Annotated in this window: 14 protein-coding genes; 10 read left to right on the forward strand and 4 right to left on the reverse strand. The window is 61.9% G+C overall.

Annotated features, from left to right (window positions below):
* Positions 1–228: 228 nt before the first annotated feature.
* From ASE26_RS26885 to ASE26_RS26895, 3 genes are all read left to right on the forward strand, one after another.
* Complete coding sequence (locus tag ASE26_RS26885; RefSeq protein WP_057247285.1) at positions 229–1944, forward strand: M4 family metallopeptidase; 1716 nt, start codon at positions 229–231, stop codon at positions 1942–1944.
* Positions 1945–2086: 142 nt separating this feature from the next.
* Positions 2087–2932 (forward strand): phosphatidate cytidylyltransferase, encoded by an 846-nt coding sequence (locus ASE26_RS26890; RefSeq protein ID WP_162246590.1) that lies wholly within the window; start codon positions 2087–2089, stop codon positions 2930–2932.
* Positions 2933–2942: 10 nt separating this feature from the next.
* Positions 2943–4733: a bifunctional alpha/beta hydrolase/class I SAM-dependent methyltransferase gene (locus ASE26_RS26895; RefSeq protein WP_055934449.1), complete on the forward strand. Its 1791-nt coding sequence runs from the start codon at positions 2943–2945 to the stop codon at positions 4731–4733.
* On the opposite strand, the gene ASE26_RS26900 is transcribed toward ASE26_RS26895, so the two are convergent.
* Both ASE26_RS26900 and ASE26_RS26905 read right to left on the reverse strand, forming a co-directional pair.
* Positions 4684–5301, reverse strand: coding sequence for a CDP-alcohol phosphatidyltransferase family protein (locus ASE26_RS26900; protein WP_055934447.1), 618 nt, complete (start codon positions 5299–5301; stop codon positions 4684–4686). The two genes, ASE26_RS26895 and ASE26_RS26900, sit on opposite strands and share 50 nt — an antisense overlap.
* Complete coding sequence (locus tag ASE26_RS26905) at positions 5298–6458, reverse strand: phosphatase PAP2 family protein (RefSeq protein WP_055934445.1); 1161 nt, start codon at positions 6456–6458, stop codon at positions 5298–5300. Before ASE26_RS26905 ends, ASE26_RS26900 begins: the two co-directional genes overlap by 4 nt.
* A gap of 22 nt (positions 6459–6480) precedes the next feature.
* On the opposite strand from ASE26_RS26905, the gene ASE26_RS26910 reads away from it, so the two are divergent.
* Positions 6481–7557, forward strand: a complete 1077-nt coding sequence (locus tag ASE26_RS26910; RefSeq protein ID WP_082507454.1) for a patatin-like phospholipase family protein — start codon at positions 6481–6483, stop codon at positions 7555–7557.
* Positions 7554–8288, forward strand: a complete 735-nt coding sequence (locus ASE26_RS26915) for an SDR family oxidoreductase (RefSeq protein WP_082507453.1) — start codon at positions 7554–7556, stop codon at positions 8286–8288. Before ASE26_RS26910 ends, ASE26_RS26915 begins: the two co-directional genes overlap by 4 nt.
* A 1-nt stretch (position 8289) precedes the next feature.
* Here the strand turns inward: ASE26_RS26915 and ASE26_RS26920 are convergent, their stop codons facing one another.
* Positions 8290–8835, reverse strand: coding sequence for an acyloxyacyl hydrolase (locus ASE26_RS26920; protein WP_055934440.1), 546 nt, complete (start codon positions 8833–8835; stop codon positions 8290–8292).
* 150 nt (positions 8836–8985) lie between these two features.
* Between ASE26_RS26920 and ASE26_RS26925 the strand changes: the two genes are divergently transcribed.
* The gene (locus tag ASE26_RS26925) at positions 8986–9876 is read left to right on the forward strand and encodes an NAD(P)-dependent oxidoreductase (protein WP_255357567.1); all 891 of its coding nucleotides are present in this window, start codon (positions 8986–8988) and stop codon (positions 9874–9876) included.
* Between the two features lie 2 nt (positions 9877–9878).
* Here ASE26_RS26925 and ASE26_RS26930 read toward each other — a convergent pair whose 3' ends face one another.
* Positions 9879–11075 (reverse strand): M20 aminoacylase family protein, encoded by a 1197-nt coding sequence (locus tag ASE26_RS26930; RefSeq protein WP_055934435.1) that lies wholly within the window; start codon positions 11073–11075, stop codon positions 9879–9881.
* 96 nt (positions 11076–11171) lie between these two features.
* Between ASE26_RS26930 and ASE26_RS26935 the strand changes: the two genes are divergently transcribed.
* The 4 genes from ASE26_RS26935 (at position 11172) to ASE26_RS26950 (ending at position 17930) form a co-directional block, all read left to right on the forward strand.
* Positions 11172–13226 carry a molybdopterin-dependent oxidoreductase gene (locus ASE26_RS26935; RefSeq protein WP_055934433.1) on the forward strand — a complete coding sequence of 685 codons (2055 nt, stop codon included), beginning with the start codon at positions 11172–11174 and terminating at the stop codon, positions 13224–13226.
* A gap of 9 nt (positions 13227–13235) precedes the next feature.
* Positions 13236–14366 (forward strand): aminopeptidase, encoded by a 1131-nt coding sequence (locus ASE26_RS26940; RefSeq protein WP_055934431.1) that lies wholly within the window; start codon positions 13236–13238, stop codon positions 14364–14366.
* A gap of 171 nt (positions 14367–14537) precedes the next feature.
* Positions 14538–16232, forward strand: coding sequence for a long-chain fatty acid--CoA ligase (locus tag ASE26_RS26945; protein WP_057247286.1), 1695 nt, complete (start codon positions 14538–14540; stop codon positions 16230–16232).
* A gap of 27 nt (positions 16233–16259) precedes the next feature.
* Positions 16260–17930, forward strand: a complete 1671-nt coding sequence (locus ASE26_RS26950) for a long-chain-fatty-acid--CoA ligase (protein ID WP_057247287.1) — start codon at positions 16260–16262, stop codon at positions 17928–17930.
* The last annotated feature ends 22 nt before the right edge of the window (positions 17931–17952 follow it).

A 17952-nucleotide genomic window follows, 5' to 3' on the forward strand; every position in this document is an offset into this window, starting at 1 on the left:
GCGCCGATGATAGTGCTGCAACCAGTGTGAAAGTAGGTTATCGTCAGGCTCTTATTAGAAAAGCCCGCTAGGCATGTGCCAGCGGGCTTTTTGCTTTTCCGCGTGTTGCGTTCGAGACAAGCAACACAAATATGTCTCAATTTGTAGAAATTTTGACTCAGCCTTCGGGTCCCGATAGTGTTAGATTCCCTATAACACCCCACCTCATCGGGACATTTGGAGACAGAAATGGAATTTCGCACAAGCTTGATCGCAGCCGCGATCGCCATGGTTGCTGCCAACGCCGGCGCCGCCCCAAACATGATGGCCAGCCCGGTTGCCTTCTCCGCCCAGGAGAAAGCGCGCCTGGTGTCGACCCTGAACGGTGAGCGGGGCAAGTATGGCCTGGATGCCGACCATGGTTACTCCATCGCCAGCCAGCACCCCGGCGAACAGGGGAGGGCAATCAGCCGGGTGAATCACACCTACAAGGGTGTGCGCATTTTTGAATCCGAATCCGTTGTGGTCACCGACCAGGGCGGCAACATCGTCAGTGAATCGGTTGGCGAACGCCGCCAGGGCCTGACGGGCAAGCGCTTCGATGTCAAGCCGTCCATTAGCGGCAAGGAAGCCATTGCCAAGGCCCGCCGCAACATGGTTGCCGCCGGCGCCGAGATCGACCCGCCATCCGCCGAACTGGTCATCTTCCCTATCGTGAAGACCGTGCGTGCCGCCGGCGCCGAGAACAAAGCTGAAGCAGACCTGAATGCCGTCGATGTGCAGGACGTCGTTGCCGGTCATGAGCTGGCCTACGTGGTGAAAACCCGCCACCATGGCGGCTTCTACGACACCATTGTCAGCGCCCGCGACGGCCGCATCCTCGACCAGTGGAGCGCGATGCAGAATGTGGTCGGTACCGGCCACAGCCAGTACAACGGCGACGTGCCTATCAACACCACCCTGTCCGGCGGCGTGTACAAGATGATCGATGGCAGCCGCGGCACCGGCGGGACCTTCGGTGCGATGGCGATCACCAATGCCAACCATGGCACCAGCGCCGGCGCGGTATACAGCAATGCCACCAATGTCTGGGGCGACGGCCAGCAGTACATTGCCGGCGGCAGCACCACCAATGCCAACGGCCAGACCGCTGCGGTGAATGCGCTGTGGGGCCTGATGAATACCTACGACATGCACAAGAATGTGCTGAACTGGTCCTCGCTCGACGGTAACAATACCGCGACCTATATTGCCGTCCACGTCAACACCGCTTACGACAACGCTTACTACTCCGACAGCTGCAAGTGCATGTTCATCGGCGACGGCGGCAGCTACTTCAACAACCTGGGTTCGATCGATGTGATCGGCCACGAAATGGGCCACGGCATCACTGCTGCCACTTCCAACCTGACCTACCGGGGCGAATCCGGCGGCCTGAATGAGTCTTCATCCGACATCTCGGGCGAAGCCGTGGAAGCCTATGCACGCGCCGGCGGCACCGGTACTTCGCTGCCCGTCCCATCGAGCAACGACTGGGTGATGGGCAAGGAAATTGCGAAGAATGGCCAGCCGCTGCGCTGGCTGTACAAGCCAAGCAAGGATGGCAAATCGCCTGATGCATGGAAGTCCACCATCAAGCGCCTGGACGTGCACTACAGCAGCGGTCCGAACAACCGAATGTTCTATTTCCTGGCCATGGGCTCCAGCGCTACCGTGGGCAGTGACACCTATTCGCAATACTTGACCCAACAGCCTAAGGCCATGACCGGTATCGGCATCGACAAGGCCTACCGTATCTGGTTCCGTGCGAACACCACCAAGTTCACCTCGTCGACCAATTACGCAGACGCTCGTTTGAAAGTGCTGGCAGCAGCGCAGGAACTATACGGCGCCAATAGCGCCGAGGCGAAAGCAGTCCAGCGCGCCTATGCTGCCATTAACGTGGGTGCCGACGTGGCAGAATAAGCCGCGCAGCGACGCACAGGAACCGCCAGGACAACCTGGCGGTTTTTTTTGCCCTTCGTGACAATGTGTGATTGTGCATCGGCTAGTTGTTGGCAAAATGCAAGTCATGAATGGAATTTTCACGACGCAGCTTGGATACGCCATGGCTGCCTTGTACGTGCTGCTGGGTGTGGTCTCCACAGGCGTGGGATTGGCGCTTGGCTCGCGTACCAGCCAATTGCGCGACCAGGTGAATGCCTGGTGGTTCATCTTCCCCGTTGTAAGCTGCGGCTTGATCCTGTACCCGGTGGGTGCGCCGCTGCTGGCACTCGTCATTTGCGGCTTGGCTGCGCGGGAGCTTGCGCCTTACTGCGGTCGAGCTGCCGGCCGCTTTCTGGCCGCCGCGGCTGCGAGCCTGTTCGCTGCCGTTATCGCTGGCGCGTACTCGCCTTCTTCCTTGCCTGCGGCGTTTGCACTGGCCAGCGTCGCTGCCGCTGCGTACCTCTGGCATTCACGCAAGCTCGCTGCGCTGCCCTGGCTGCTGTTTGCAGTGACCTGCTTTGGTGTCAGCTTCGTCCCCGCGTTTGTGCACCTGCCGTTCGGGCCGAAGGTGAACCTGTCCTGGCTGTTTTACCTGTTCATCGTGACCGCCTTGAACGACATCGCCCAGTTCACCAGCGGCAAACTGTTCGGCAAGCAGAAAATCGTTCCCCAGATCAGCCCGCAAAAAACCTGGCAAGGCTTGCTGGGCGGAGTTGTGGTTTCCGCCCTGCTGTCGCTGGGCATGGGCGCCTACTTCGGCTTGGGCCAGCCAGCCTGGCTGGCGGCAATCGCCGTGCTGCTGTCGGTTGGCGGCTTTGCCGGCGACGTGATGTTCTCCGCGGCGAAACGCAAGCTAGGCATCAAGGATTTTTCAAACCTGATTCCCGGCCATGGCGGGATGCTGGACCGCGCGGACAGCCTGGTGGTTACGGCCCCCCTGCTGTACCTGTTGCTCAATTATCGATAAGGAAAAAAGAATGAAGATTGAACGGGGCCTGGCCTGGAGCGAGAGCCAGTCCGGATTTGCCGCGGCCGACGGTACGCGCCTGTTCTACCGGAGCTGGATGCCGCTGGCGCCACGCAGCGGAGCGCCGCGCGCATTGGTCTTCCTGCATCGCGGGCATGAGCATTCCGGCCGTATCGGCGCGCTGGTTGAGCAATTCGGCTTCCACGGTGACTGGGCGTTCGCTTACGATGCGCGCGGGCATGGCTACTCGCCGGGCGAACGCGGTTCGGCGCCTAGCTTCGCCACGATGGTGGACGACCTTGATACTTTCGTGCACCACATCTGCAGCAAACATGGCTTCGCGATCGAGGATGTGCTGGTGGTGGCCAACAGCGTGGGTGCCGTGGTGGCTGCGACCTGGCTGCATGACTATGCGCCGCAGGTACGCGGCCTGGTCATGGCTGCCGCCGCCTTTGCGATCAAGCTTTACGTTCCGCTGGCGAAACCGGGCCTGCGTTTCGCACGGCGCTTTAAGCCGGATCTGTTCGTCACCAGCTATATTCGCCCGACCATGCTGACGCATTCGGCAGAGCAGGCTCGCGCCTACGGCGAGGACCCGCTGATCGCCAAGAGCATCTCGGCCCAGATCCTGCTTGAACTTGCCGATACGGCGCAGCGCATCGTGCACGATGCAGCCGCCATCGATACGCCGGTGTTGATGCTGGCGGCGGACCAGGATTACGTGGTGCATGAGGCGCCGCAAAAGCTGTTCTTCGACCGGCTGTCGTCGCCAGTGAAACGCTACGTCAGGCTGCAGCGCTGCCGCCACGCCATCTTCTACGAGGAAGACACTTCCGTCGCGATGCAGGCGAGCCGCGCCTTTATCGATGAATGCTTCGCTTCGAGGCCGGCATCACCGCAGCGTTTCGCGGCAGCTGATCGCCAGGGACAGGGTGCGCAACACTACGCGGCGCTGGTGAACAACCAGACCGGCAATGCGCTGACGCGGGCATGGTTCGGCGTGCAGCGAAACATGCTGAAGGTAATGGGGCCGCTGAGCGACGGTATGAAGATCGGCCTGCGTCACGGTTTTGATTCGGGCGAGTCGCTGGACTATGTGTATCGCAACCAGGCCGGCGGCAAGCTTGGTTTTGGCGGCATGATGGACCGCGGCTACCTGGATGCGGTGGGCTGGCGCGGCATCCGCCTGCGCAAGGTGCAGATGCAGCAGATGCTGGCCGAGCAGATCGCGGCGCACCAGGCCCCGGGCCCGCTGCGCATCCTCGATATTGCCGCAGGTTCCGCGCGATACGTGCTGGAGACCGTCAAGCGTTTCCAGGACCGCGAGATCGAGCTCACGCTGTGCGACTACGAGCAGCACAACCTGGACCAGGCGAAGCGGTTGGCGGAACAGCTGAAGATCAGCGCCCGCATCGAGTACTGTCGCCGCGACGCCTTCGACGCCGACAGCTACAAAGGCCAGGAAGGACGCTACGACATCGCCATTGTTTCCGGCCTGTATGAGCTGTTCAGCGACAACGCGCTGGTGCTGAAATCGCTAGGCGGAGTTTCGGCCAGCCTGCGCGAAGGCGGCAGCTTGCTGTACACCGGCCAGCCGTGGCATCCGCAACTGGACATGATCGCCTACACGCTGAACAACCACCGCGGCGAGCCATGGCGCATGCGTCCGCGCGTGCAGGCCGAGATGGATGGCCTGGTTGCGCTGGCCGGCTGCCGCAAACTGCGTACCAGTATCGGGCTGGAAGGGATTTTTACAGTGTCTCTAGCGGAGAAAGCATCAGCGCCTGGCGCACCCGGTTAAATACCGTCACCAGAGACAGCACCAGGACCGCGGCAAGCAGGGCGTTGTGCCAGAACGGCGCAACGCCTGCCCACTCGAGCAGGCCAAGCAGGCCGAAAGCAAAGGCGCGGTCGCTTTTCCCCATCGGTCCATCGAAGCGGCGAGGGACGCCGATGCTGCTGGCCAGGACACCGGCGAACTCCGCCAGCAGTGCGAGTACGACGACCAGCACCACCAGGTGCGCAGAGACGCCAGCCAGCAGGGCGACCGGCAGATACAGGGCGGCGTCCGATACCTGGTCGCACAACTCGTTGAGCAAGGCGCCCAGGGCGGTCTTGTTGCCGGTCGCATTTGCCAGCATGCCGTCGATGGCGTTGAGCGCCATGCGCAGCAGGAGGAAGAAAGGCAGGCCCAGCCACAGGCCGAGGCACTGCGGTGCCAATGCCAGCGCAGCACCGTAACCCACGGACAGCATCATTGCTGCCAGCGTGACCTGGTTCGGCGTGATGCCGATCCGCGTGAGCAGGTTGAGGAATGGACGCAGCAATTGCTGAAAACGCGGTTTAAGCTGGTAGATCGAGATGCTCATGGCGTGTAAGAGTCAAGGTAGATACGGGCGATAAATCGGCTGCGGCTATAACCCATCGCACAGTGCAGGTAGACCGGGCGGTCCTGCCTGCGCTCCGTGTCGATAGCTGCAAGGATGGCGCGAACCTGCTTGCGGCTGGGCGCCTGCAGGTCCAGTAAGGGGATGTGGCGGTAATGGCCGCGGCGCAGCGCACCGGTTTCACTGAGTTCTGCGCTCAGGTCGATGACGCTGCAGCCAGGCGGCAGTTGCAGCGCCTCGCTGGAGCTCAGGCGGCGGCCTACCCATAAACCGTCGGCCGCCTTCGCGAACGCGGGTTTGCCGCGGTGGCGCCAGCGTACCAGCTGCCATGTTGCGGCGTAGCCGGCAAGGTAGGGCCAGAACAGCAGCCAGATCCAGGCCGGATGCCGGCCTTGCTGTTTGCGCAGGAAGGATGCATTGCGGCGGGCGTACGCCAATGCCACCAGCAGCAGGCTGGCCGCCAGGTAAATCCATGGCCACGCGGGGGCGAACAGGCTGGCTGCCAGCAAGGCCAGTCCGGCCATGATGGCGTAATAGAACGAGAGGCTTTGGCGTGCAGTGGCGCCGGGACGCACCGCACGGCAGGCGATGCCTGAAAGGACGATGCCGCCTGCGATATCGGCAACGGCATGCTGCCAGGTCAGGAGCGTGCTGGCGCCAACCAGCAGCAGCCAGCAGGCCAGCGCAATGCGCCAGGTACGGCTTACGATGGCTGGCCGCAGCGCGAGCCACAGCAGGATGCAGTAGGTTATGTGCAGGGACGGGAACTGGTTGTAGGGACGGTCCGATGCGTCAAGCAAGCCATAGGCTAGCTGGAGCAAGCCGTGCTCTGGCACCATCCTGCCGGCAGGGAAGCGCGCCGGGAGGACAGCGAACACCAGGCCGGCTGCGACGGTGGAGAGCATCAGGCGGCGGCTATAGGCGCGCAGGGAGTCTCCTTTGCGAACCTTGAAGAAGGCCCAGGCCAGCAAGGGGCCGGAGCTGGCATAGGGAATGATCATCCACGGCAGGAACGGAATGGCCTGCTCGAACGGAAGCGCCAGCGTGCGCTGGACCTGCGCCGCTTCGGCAGCAAGGTTCGTGAGCGTGTAGCAAAGCCCGAATAACAGGGCATTGATGATCAGGTGCAGGAGTTGCATTCATGGCATTATGTCACGCGATATGAGTGAAGATCAAAAGTACGAGCGCTGCATGGTGATGGCGGGCGGCGGATTCCGCTTCGGCTATTACCTGGGCATGCACGCAGCGGCGGAAGACAGCGGCATGGCGCCCGACATCATCCTCGCCAGTTGCGGCGGTTCGCTGGCGGCGGCAATCATCCATGCCTTGCCGGATGCCGAGCAGCGCAAGCAGTGGCTCGTCTCGCCCGCGATGTACCGGTTCCTGTGCCGTATGCACGCGGCACCGCATGTGCGTCCGCTGCCGGTACTGGGTGCGGCCTTGCTGCGCGGGCTGTCGCACGGCCGCGCGAAGCGTGTGCCGGACGTGTTCGACGATTACATGTTTGAATTGCCAGGGGAGCTGCCTTTGCCGGCCAGTGCGCAATCGCACACGGCGCTTGCCATCGTAGCGGCCAAGCTGCTGTTTCGCCGCGAGCACACAGGCCAAATGCGGGGAGAACGTCCGCTGTTTGCGGAAGTCGTCCTAGGCCCCGACCGCGCTTGCGGCCTGCTGGAGGGATGGCAGGCGCCGGCCAGTTCACCGGCATGGAGTTGCGGCGCGGTTGCTCCCGGTCTGCTATTGGACAGCACCATGCCGATCGCCGATGCGGTGCGCAGTTCGATCACCGATATGCTGTACTTCGCCTGCCATGCGCATGGCGGCGAACACTATATGGGCGGCGTGATCGACCTGTTCCCGATCGAGATTGCGCATGGACTGGCCAGGCACGTGACGATGGAGGCCAAACCGCCTTTCGGCCAGGTGCTGGCGATTCCTGCCCTGCGCCAGGTGCTCGGTATCGACGGCAACGCGCGCCTGAAGCACGTGCACGCCCAGCATGCCCACGCCTGGGTTGATACCAGCGACATCTCGCGCGCCTTGCGCGGCAGCGGCATGCGCAAGCGCATCGACTGGCTGGGCAACCGTATCAGGCTCGAGATGCCGCACAGCCTTGCCGCATATGCGCAAGACGTGGAAGCGCAATGGCAGTACGGCTACCAGCGCGGCATCGAAGCATATGCCAGGCCTGGGCTGCGCCTGCGGCACGAAACAAGGTTTAACAGAGGAAGTAAATGAGGGTAATGATCATCGGCGGCACCAGCGGCATCGGGCTGGCGCTGGCAAAACACTACGCGCAGCAGGGTGTGCAATTGGCAGTGTGTGGCCGCGACCCCTCTCGGCTGGATGGCAATCCGATCACTGCGCACGCAGGCTTGCGCCGCTATGGTTTCGACATCGGCGACCGCCAGTCGGTATTCGATGCGGTCAGTGATTTTGCGGAAGAAGGACTTGACCTGCTGGTGGTCACTGCCGGCCAGTATGCCGATGCAAATGCGCTGGCGCAGGATCCGATGCGCAGCCTGCCGGTGGTGCGTACCAATGTGTCCGGCCTTTGCCATGCATTCGATGCCGCTGCGCAGGCTATGCTGCCTAATGGGCGCGGCCAGTTGGTGGTGGTGGCGTCGATTGCCGGCTTGCTGCACGAATACCCGAATGGTTCCCTGTACAGCGCGAGCAAGCGCGCAGCGATTGCGATCAGCGATGCCTACCGCAAGGCGCTGGCGCCGCACGGGATCGGCGTAACGGCCGTGGTGCCGGGCTATGTCGATACGCAGAAACTAAGGGATTTGAACGGGGGAAGTGCGCAGCGCAAGCCTTTCCTGCAGACCGAAGAAGAGGCGGTGCGCCGCATCGCACGCGCGATCGCGGAACGAGATGCGCACTGCATTTTCCCCTGGCAGCTGCACGCGATGGTGCGTGTGTTTAACCTGCTGCCAAAGGGATTGCAGCGCTACCGCAGGAAGTAGATCAGTAGCGGTAGGCGGCTTTCAGCATGATTAGGTCGACGCCGCTGTTCGGCCGCTTGATGCCACCGTTGGAGTAGTGCTGCGCCTTCAGGGCGACTTCCCACTTGTTGTCGAACACATAGCCAACGGCGATATGGTCGCCGAACTGGAACGCAGTCGACAGGCCGTCATCGTTGCTGTAATAGGTCTTGGACAGCACGTGCGCGCCGATGCCGCCTTCAACGTAGAAGCCCTTCTTGCTGGTATTCTCATAGCGGATGACCGGGGTAAAGCCGACGTCAAACAGGTTCTCTTTGTCGCCAGGCATGTTGTGCCACTGGCGGGCCTGCCAGAAACCGATGCTGGCGTCCCAGTAACCGGTGACGTGGGTCCCGTTGGAATTGAACCAGGTCCATTCAGGCTTGAAGTCCTGCGTGGCGCCCAGGCGCACCATGCGGATCTTGGAAGCCGAGCCGCCTTCCACGTAGGCGGAATTGATGTCGAAGGCGAAAGCGGATTGCGCTACGAGCGTGGCCGCGGCAGCAGCGAGCAGTTTTTTGATTTGCATATTTTTCTCTCTTGTCCTTGCCGCAGTCTTCAATATTTGCTGCGGCAATGCCGGCAATTTTACTTTCGTTCTGAATTTTTTTCAGGCGACCCCTTAATTGTTAGAATCACTGCAATATTGGCACTTCTGGAGCTTATCGTGGCGCATCCTCTGCGAATCGCATTTCTTGGCATCGGCTTGATGGGTGAGCCTATGGTACACCGCCTGCTGGCAGCAGGTTTCACGGTTACGGTATGGAACCGCACCGCCGGCAAGGCCGGCGTACTGGCTGCCGCCGGCGCCGATCCGGACGACGTGTTGCCGCACGCCGTGGCCGATGCCGCCGTGGTGGTGTCGATGCTGTCTGCCGGCGATGCGGTCGGCGGCGTGATCGAAGCGGCGGCCGATGCGCTGCGTCCCAATACGCTGTGGATTGATATGAGCTCGACGCGCCAGGACGAAGCGCAGGCTTTCCACGCACTGCTGGCGGCGCGCGGGCATCGCTTCATCGATGCGCCGGTATCGGGCGGCGTCGGTGGGGCGCAGGCGGGCACGCTGGCCATCATGGCGGGCGGCAGCGCGGCGGACTTTGAAGCGGCGCGGCCGGTACTGGAAGCGATGGGCAAGCCGAAACTGGTTGGCCCGGCCGGCAGCGGTCAGGTGGCAAAGCTGTGCAACCAGCTGATCGTCGGCGGCACCATCAATATCGTGGCGGAGGCCTTGCTGCTGGCGCAAGCGGCGGGCGCCGATCCGGTGGCGGTACGCGAGGCGATCCGCGGCGGCTTTGCCGAAAGCCGCGTGCTGGAGGTGCACGGCCAGCGCATGCTGGAGCGCAACTTCCTGCCGGGCGGGCAGGTGCTGACGCAGTTGAAGGACCAGCACAATATCCTCGCCGCTGCCGCAGCTGCCGGCGTGGCGCTGCCGGTCACCAGCCTGGTGACCGAGCGCTATGAGTCGATCAAGGATGTTTATCCGCGCGCCGACCATTCGGCCGCGCTGCTGGCGCTGGAGCGGCTGAATGATGGCGTGCGGGTCGGCACGCAGGCCGACAAGCTGCCTTAGGCTTAACGCGCCGGCGGCAATGCCGCTTCTGCCAGCTGCACCCAGAAGCTGGCGCCGATCGGCAGCAGGCGGTCATTGAAATCGTAGCTGGCGTTGTGCAGCACGCAGGGACCGAAGCCATGCCCGCCGTCGCGGTGCTCGCCTTCGCCGTTGCCGATGAAGATGTAGCAGCCCGGCTTCTCCTGCAGGAAGAAAGCGAAGTCCTCGGCGCCCATGGTCGGTTCGACGTTGGCGTCCACCATAGCCTCGCCGACCACCGACTTCATGACGTCCAGCGCGAAGCGGGTTTCCTTGGCGTGGTTCACCAGCGGCGGATAGTTGCGGCGGAAGGTGAACTCCACTTCGGCGTCAAAGGCGGCGGCAATGCCTTGCGCCAGCGACTGCATGCGCCTTTCCACCATGTCCAGTACGTCGGTGGTGAAGGTGCGCACGGTGCCGACCAGCTTCGCATCGTCCGGAATCACGTTGGTGGCGCTGCCGGCGTGGATCTGGGTGATCGACAGCACGGCCGTATCGAGTGGGCTCTTGTTGCGCGTGACGATGGTCTGCCAGGCCTGCGCAATCTGCACCGCGATCATGATCGGGTCGATGCCCTTGTGCGGCTGGGCCGCATGGGCGCCCTTGCCGCGCACGGTCACGTGGAATTCATTGGACGAGGCCATCATCGGGCCTTCGCAGGCGCCCAGCGCGCCCTGCGCCATGCCGGGCCAGTTATGCATGCCGTAGATCGCATCCATCGGGAAGCGCTCGAACAGGCCATCCTTGATCATTGCGCGCGCGCCGGCGCCGCCTTCTTCGGCCGGCTGGAACACCAGGTAGACAGTACCGTCGAAATTGCGGTGTTTGGCCAGGTGATGGGCCGCGCCCAGCAGCATGGCAGTGTGGCCGTCATGGCCGCAAGCGTGCATCTTGCCGGGGTGCCTGGATGCGTGCGCAAAGGTATTGATCTCCTGCATAGGCAGGGCATCCATGTCGGCGCGCAGGCCAATGGCGCGCCCGGACGTGCCGTTCCTGATGACGCCAACCACGCCGGTCTTGCCCAGGCCGCGCTCGAAAGGGATGCCCCATTCGGTCAGCTTGGCGCAAACCACATCGGCGGTACGTTCTTCTTCATAGCAGAGTTCCGGGTGGGCATGCAGGTCGCGTCGGATCTGCTGCAACTCGGACTGAAACGCGATAATCGGGTCGATTAGTTTCATTTTTGTTCTCCATCGGACTTGCCATTCTAGCCTCCCGATGCGATTTTCTGGAATCGTTTACGATACTGTTTTCAGCCGTCGCTAACCCAGATCAAGATGTCATCCACACAAGTCCGCGCCACCTGCCCGCACGATTGCCCCGATACCTGCGCCCTGCTCGTCACCGTTGAGGACGGCGTAGCGACCGAGGTGAAGGGCGATCCGGATCATCCGACCACCGCGGGGGTGCTGTGCACCAAGGTTTCCCGCTATACCGAGCGCACATATTCGCCGGACCGCCTGCTGTACCCGATGCGCCGCGTCGGCAGGAAGGGCGAGGGCAGGTTCGAGCGCATCAGCTGGGAGCAGGCGCTGGACGAGATCGCGGCGCGCCTGCAACCGCTGGCCGCGACCGAGCCGGAGGCCATCCTGCCATACAGCTATGCCGGCACCATGGGGCTGGTGCAGGGCGACTCGATGTCGTCCCGCTTCTTCCACAAGATCGGCGCTTCGCTGCTGGACCGCACCATTTGCGCCACGGCCGGTGCTACCGGCTACAAATACACCGTCGGCGCCTCGATCGGTACCGATATCGAGCAATTCCAGAATGCCAAGCTGCTCATCATCTGGGGCGGCAACCCGATCGCATCCAACCTGCATTTCTGGACCCGTGCCCAGGAAGCCAAGCGCAATGGCGCGAAGCTGATCGCCATCGACCCGTACCGCTCGCTGACGGCCGAGAAATGCCACCAGCACATCGCCGTCCTGCCAGGCACGGACGCGGCGCTGGCGCTGGGCCTGATGCACATCCTGGTGCGCGACGACCTGCTGGACCACGCCTACATCGCCGACTACACGGTCGGCTTCGAGCAGCTGCGCCAGCGCGTGGCAGAATGGACGCCTGAGCGCGTGGCGGCGACCTGCGGCATCACAGTTGCAGAAGTGGAAGGCCTGGCGCGCGAGTATGGCGAAACTGCCAAGCGCGGCGAGCCGGTGGCGATCCGCATGAATTACGGCGTGCAGCGGGTGCATGGCGGCGGCATGGCCGTGCGCAATATTTCTTGTTTGCCAGCCCTGGTGGGCGCCTGGCGCCACGCGGCGGGTGGCGTGCAATTGTCCGCTTCAGGTACCTTCAAGAAGAACCTGGCTGCGCTGCAGCGCCCGGATTTGCTGGCGAAACAGCCGCGCACCATCAATATGACGACCATCGGCGACGACCTGCTCCGTCCGGCCTCGCCGGAGTTCGGGCCGCAGGTCAAGGCGGTCATCGTCTACAACTCCAATCCGCTTGCGGTGGCGCCCGATTCGTCCAGGGTACAGGCCGGCTTTGCGCGCGAAGACCTGTTCACGGTGGTGCTGGAACATTTCCAGACCGATACCGCCGACTACGCCGACATCGTGCTGCCGGCCACCACGCAGCTGGAGCATACCGACGCGCACAGCGCTTACGGCCACCTGTACATGATGGCCAACAACCCGGCCATCGCGCCGATGGGCGAGGCGAAGGCCAATACTGAAATCTTCCGCTTGCTGGCGGCACGCATGGGCTTTGACGATCCATGCTTCCGCGACAGTGATGACGCGCTGGCATCCGTGGCGTTCGTGCAATTTGACTGGGAGTCACTCAAGCAAAAGGGCTGGCAGAAACTGGAAGTTCCTGATGCGCCCTTTGCATGCGGCAATTTCCCCACACCATCAGGAAAATGTGAGTTCTACTCAGAAAGCATGAAGAAGGATGGCCTGGAGCCGTTGCCCGCCTATATCCCAAACTATGAATCTGCAGCATCTTCCCCCGAACTGGCGGCAAAATACCCGCTTGCGATGATATCTCCGCCGGCACGCAACTTCCTCAATTCGACCTTTGTCAACGTGCAAAGCTTGCGGGCGACCGAGGGCGAGCCCCAGCTCGACATCAACCCTGACGATGCGGCAACACGTGGCATCAACCACGGCGATATGGTGCGCATCTTCAACGATCGCGGCTCCTTCGTGTGCAAGGCGCGCGTGACGCCGAAGGCCCGCAAAGGCCTGGTGGTGGGCTTGTCGATCTGGTGGAAGAAGCTGGCAGGCGATGGCAAAAACGCCAATGAGGTGACCAGCCAACGACTGACTGACATGGGTCGTGCACCGACGTTTTACGATACACTGGTTCAAGTCGAGAAAGCCCCCTGAGAATGATTTATGCGCACGTTAGCCCACCTGAAACTGCGTGCCAGATACCTGGCAACGGCGGGTGTGTGCGCCGCCCTCCTGGCCGGTTGTGCGCAATTCAAGTACTACTTCCAGGCTGCCCAGGGCCAGTACGCGCTCTGGTCTGACGCGCGTCCGGTCGATGACTGGATTGGCGATCCAGGCACTGATCCGAACCTCAAAGCCCGTCTTGAAAAGGCCAAGCTGATCCGCAAATTTGCGGTCAAGGAACTTGGCCTGCCCGACAACTCCAGCTACAAGAACTACGCGCCGCTGAACCGGCAATACGTGCTGTGGAATGTGGTCGCCACGCCGGAGCTGTCGCTGCGCCCGGTACAGTGGTGTTTCCCGATTGCCGGCTGTGTCAGCTATCGCGGCTACTATGACAAGGCCGATGCCGAAGCCTATGCGGCGGAGCTGCGCAAGGAGGGCAACGACGTGCAGGTCGGCGGCGTACCGGCTTATTCCACGCTGGGCTGGCTCAGCGATCCATTGCTGTCCACCTTCATCAACCATTCCGATGCCGAGCTGGCGCGCCTGGTCTTCCACGAACTGGCGCACCAGGTGGTGTACGTGCAGGGCGATTCCAAATTCAATGAAGCGTTTGCTTCCGCGGTGGAGGAAGCGGGCGTCAACCATTGGCTTGCGCTGTATGGCAACGACGCCATGCGCGAAGCCTACGCGCGCTACAACGTGCGCCGCCAAGACTTCATGGACTTGCTGGTGAAGCATCGTCAAATGCTGGCGGACAACTATGCCAGCAAAGCCAGCGCCAAGAAGAAGCGCGAGGAAAAGTTGCGCATCTTCGCCGCCCTGCAGGAGAGCTACAAGGTCCTCAAGGCCAATTGGGGTGGCTACAACGGCTACGACCGATTCTTTGCAGAACCATTGAATAATGCCCATTTGGCATCTGTTGCAACCTATAATGATCTGCTGCCAGGCTTCCGTGCTTTACTAGTGAAGGAAAAGGCATTCCCGCAGTTTTATGCTGCGGTGCGGAGCATGAGCAACCTGCCATCCGTGGAACGGCATGACAGACTGCACGAACTGGCGCGCTCAATGGCGCAAGCCACTGAGACTACGACGGCCGCCGCTGCCAAGGAACCGGGCGCCGTCAATTGACGCTGTATCTATGCTGCTTTGCAGCACGGAGGCCCGCTAGAGGACGAGTTCCAAACCCCGAAAATAGCTTGCCCTGTGTCATGCTGCACGATAGCATCTAGAGTGCGGGAAAGCACGGCCGTTCTATTTTCGCAAATAAAAATATATAAAACTGAGACAAAGAGGCACAGGATGGAAAAAATCTGGTTGAAGTCGTATCCTCCCGGCGTACCAAGTGAAATCGACGCTACGCAATACCGCTCCCTGGTTCACCTGCTTGAAGAATCGTTCCAGAAGTACGCGTCGCGCAATGCCTTCGTGTGCATGGACAAATTCATCACCTATGCCGATCTGGACCAGCACTCCAAGCGCCTTGGCGCCTGGCTGCAAAGCCGCGGCATGAAGAAGGGCGCGCGCGTAGCTGTCATGATGCCGAACGTGCTGCAATACCCGATTGCCATCGCCGCCATCCTGCGTGCCGGCTACACCGTCGTCAACGTCAATCCGCTGTACACCCCGCGCGAGCTGGAGCACCAGCTCAACGACTCCGGCGCGGAAGCCATTATCATCCTCGAGAATTTCGCGACTACCCTGGAGCAGGTGCTGCCGCGCACCCAGGTCAAGCACATCATCGTCGCCAATATGGGCGAGATGCTGGGCGGCCTGAAAGGCCATATCGTCAACTTCGTGGTGCGCAACGTGAAGAAGCTGGTGCCGCCGTTCTCGCTGCCGAACGCCGTGCGCTTCAAGGACGCGCTGGGCCATGCCCGCAGCATGAAGCTGACCCCGGTCGAATTGCGCCATGAAGACGTGGCCTTCCTGCAGTACACCGGCGGTACCACCGGCGTGTCGAAGGGCGCGACCCTGACCCACCGCAACATCATCGCCAACCTGCTGCAGATGCAGGCCTGGTCGGCGCCGAAGCTGGCCGACCTGCCGCCGGAAGAACGCACCATCATTTGCGCGCTGCCGCTGTACCACATCTTCGCGCTGACCGTGTGCGCCATGTGGGGTATCCGCGAGGGCGGCCTGAATGTGCTGATCCCGAACCCGCGCGATATCGGCGGCTTTATCAAGGAGCTGGCCAAGTACCGCTTCAATATGCTGCCGGCCGTGAACACGCTGTACAACGCGCTGCTGAACCATCCTGATTTCACCAAGCTGGACTTTTCCGGCCTGAAGGTCGCCAACGGCGGCGGCATGGCGGTACAGAAGGCCGTGGCCGACAAATGGCTGGCTGCAACCGGCGTCACCATCGTGGAAGGCTACGGCTTGTCCGAGACCGCACCGGTGGCCACCGCCAACCGTTTCGACAGTACTGATTTCTCCGGCATGATCGGCTTGCCGATTCCTTCCACCGAAGTGACGATCCTGGACGATGCCGGCAACGAAGTGGCGCTGGGCAGCCCGGGTGAAATCGCCATTCGCGGTCCGCAGGTGATGGCCGGCTACTGGAACCGTCCGGAGGAAACCGCCAAGGTCATGACGGCCGACGGCTTCTTCAAATCCGGCGACGTGGGCGTGATGGACGAACGCGGCTACGTCAAGATCGTGGATCGCAAAAAGGACATGATCCTGGTCTCCGGTTTCAATGTCTATCCGAATGAAATCGAAGACGTGGTGGCAGCGCATCCGGGCGTGCTGGAATGCGCCTGCATCGGCGTGCCGGACGAGCATTCCGGCGAAGCGGTAAAAGTGTTCGTGGTGAAGAAGGACCCGAACCTGACCGTCGAAGCGCTGATGGAGCACTGCAAGCAAAACCTGACCGGCTACAAGAAGCCGAAATATATCGAGTTCCGCACGGAGCTTCCGAAGACGAACGTTGGCAAGATCCTGCGCCGCATGCTGCGCGACGAGAAGCCTGCCGACGACAAGAAGGCCGCATAAGCGGCAAGGCACACGAAAGGCAATACGATGGAAAAAATCTGGCTGAAGTCTTATCCCGAAGGCGTTCCTGCGGAGATCGATATTTCGCAGTACCGCTCCGTGACCCACCTGATGGAGGAGTCGTTCCAGAAGTACGCAAGCCGCAACGCTTACGTCTGCATGGACAAGTTCCTGACCTACTCCGAGGTGGACCAGCTGTCGAAGCAGTTCGGTGCCTGGCTGCAGTCCAAGGGCCTGAAGCCGGGTGCGCGCGTCGCCATCATGCTGCCTAACGTATTGCAATACCCGGTCGCGCTGGCGGGCATCATCCGTGCCGGTTATGTGGTGGTGAACGTCAATCCGCTGTACACCCCGCGCGAGCTGCAGCACCAGCTGAACGACTCCGGCGCGGAAGCCGTGATCGTGCTGGAAAACTTTGCCACCACCGTGCAGCAAGTCGTGGCGTCGACTCCGGTCAAGCATGTGATCGTGGCGTCGATGGGCGACCTGCTGGGCGGCCTGAAAGGCATGATCGTCAACTTCGTGGTGCGCAATGTGAAGAAGATGGTGCCGGCCTGGAATATCCCTGGCCACGTCACCTTCAAGCAGGTGCTGTCCGAAGGTTCGCGCCTGACGCTCAAGCCGGCCGACCAGAAGCCAGGCGACATCGCCTTCCTGCAGTACACCGGCGGCACCACCGGCGTGTCCAAGGGCGCAGTCCTGCTGCACAGTAACGTGGTGGCCAACATGCTGCAGAACGAAGCCTGGCTGCAGATGGCGCCGAGCGACAAGCAGATGGTCTTCGTTGCCGCGCTGCCGCTGTACCACATCTACTCGCTGACCATTTCCTGCTTCATGGGCTGGAAGCTGGGCGGCATGAATATCCTGATCCCGAACCCGCGCGATATCCCGGGCTTCGTGAAAGAGCTGGGCAAATACCCGGTGACCGTGTTCCCGGCCGTGAATACGCTGTACAACGCGCTGCTGAACAACCCGGACTTCAACAAGCTGGATTTCTCGAGCTACAAGATCTGCAACGGCGGCGGCATGGCTGTGCAGCAGTCGGTGGCTGACCGCTGGCTCAAAGTGACCGGCACCCCGATCATCGAAGGCTACGGCCTGTCCGAGACTTCGCCGGTGGCGACTGCCAACCGCGTCGACATCAAGGAATTCACCGGCACCATCGGCGTACCGATCCCTTCCACCGACCTGGCGATCCTGGACGACGACGGCAAGGAAGTGCCGCTCGGCTCCGCCGGCGAGATTGCAATCCGCGGCCCGCAGGTGATGGCCGGCTACTGGAACCGTCCCGACGAAACCGCGAAGTCGATCACCGCTGACGGCTTCTTCAAGACCGGCGACGTTGGCATCATGGACGAGAAAGGCTTCGTGCGCATCGTCGACCGCAAGAAGGACATGATCCTGGTGTCGGGCTTCAATGTGTACCCGAACGAAGTGGAAGGCGTGGTTGCCGCCCACCCGGGCGTTCTCGAAGTGGCTTGCGTTGGCGTACCCGATGCGAACTCCGGCGAAGCGGTGAAATTGTTCATTGTCCGCAAGGACCCGAACCTGACCGCGGAAGCGCTGCTCGAGTTCTGCAAACACGAGTTGACCGCCTACAAGAAGCCGAAGTACATTGAGTTCCGGGACGAACTGCCGAAGACCAATGTCGGCAAGATCCTGCGCCGCCAACTGCGCGACGAGAAGAAAGCAGCATAAGCCGGCAGGTTTGACCTGGCGC

The sequence above is a fragment of the Duganella sp. Root198D2 genome (assembly GCF_001428585.1).
Lineage (GTDB): Bacteria > Pseudomonadota > Gammaproteobacteria > Burkholderiales > Burkholderiaceae_D > Rugamonas.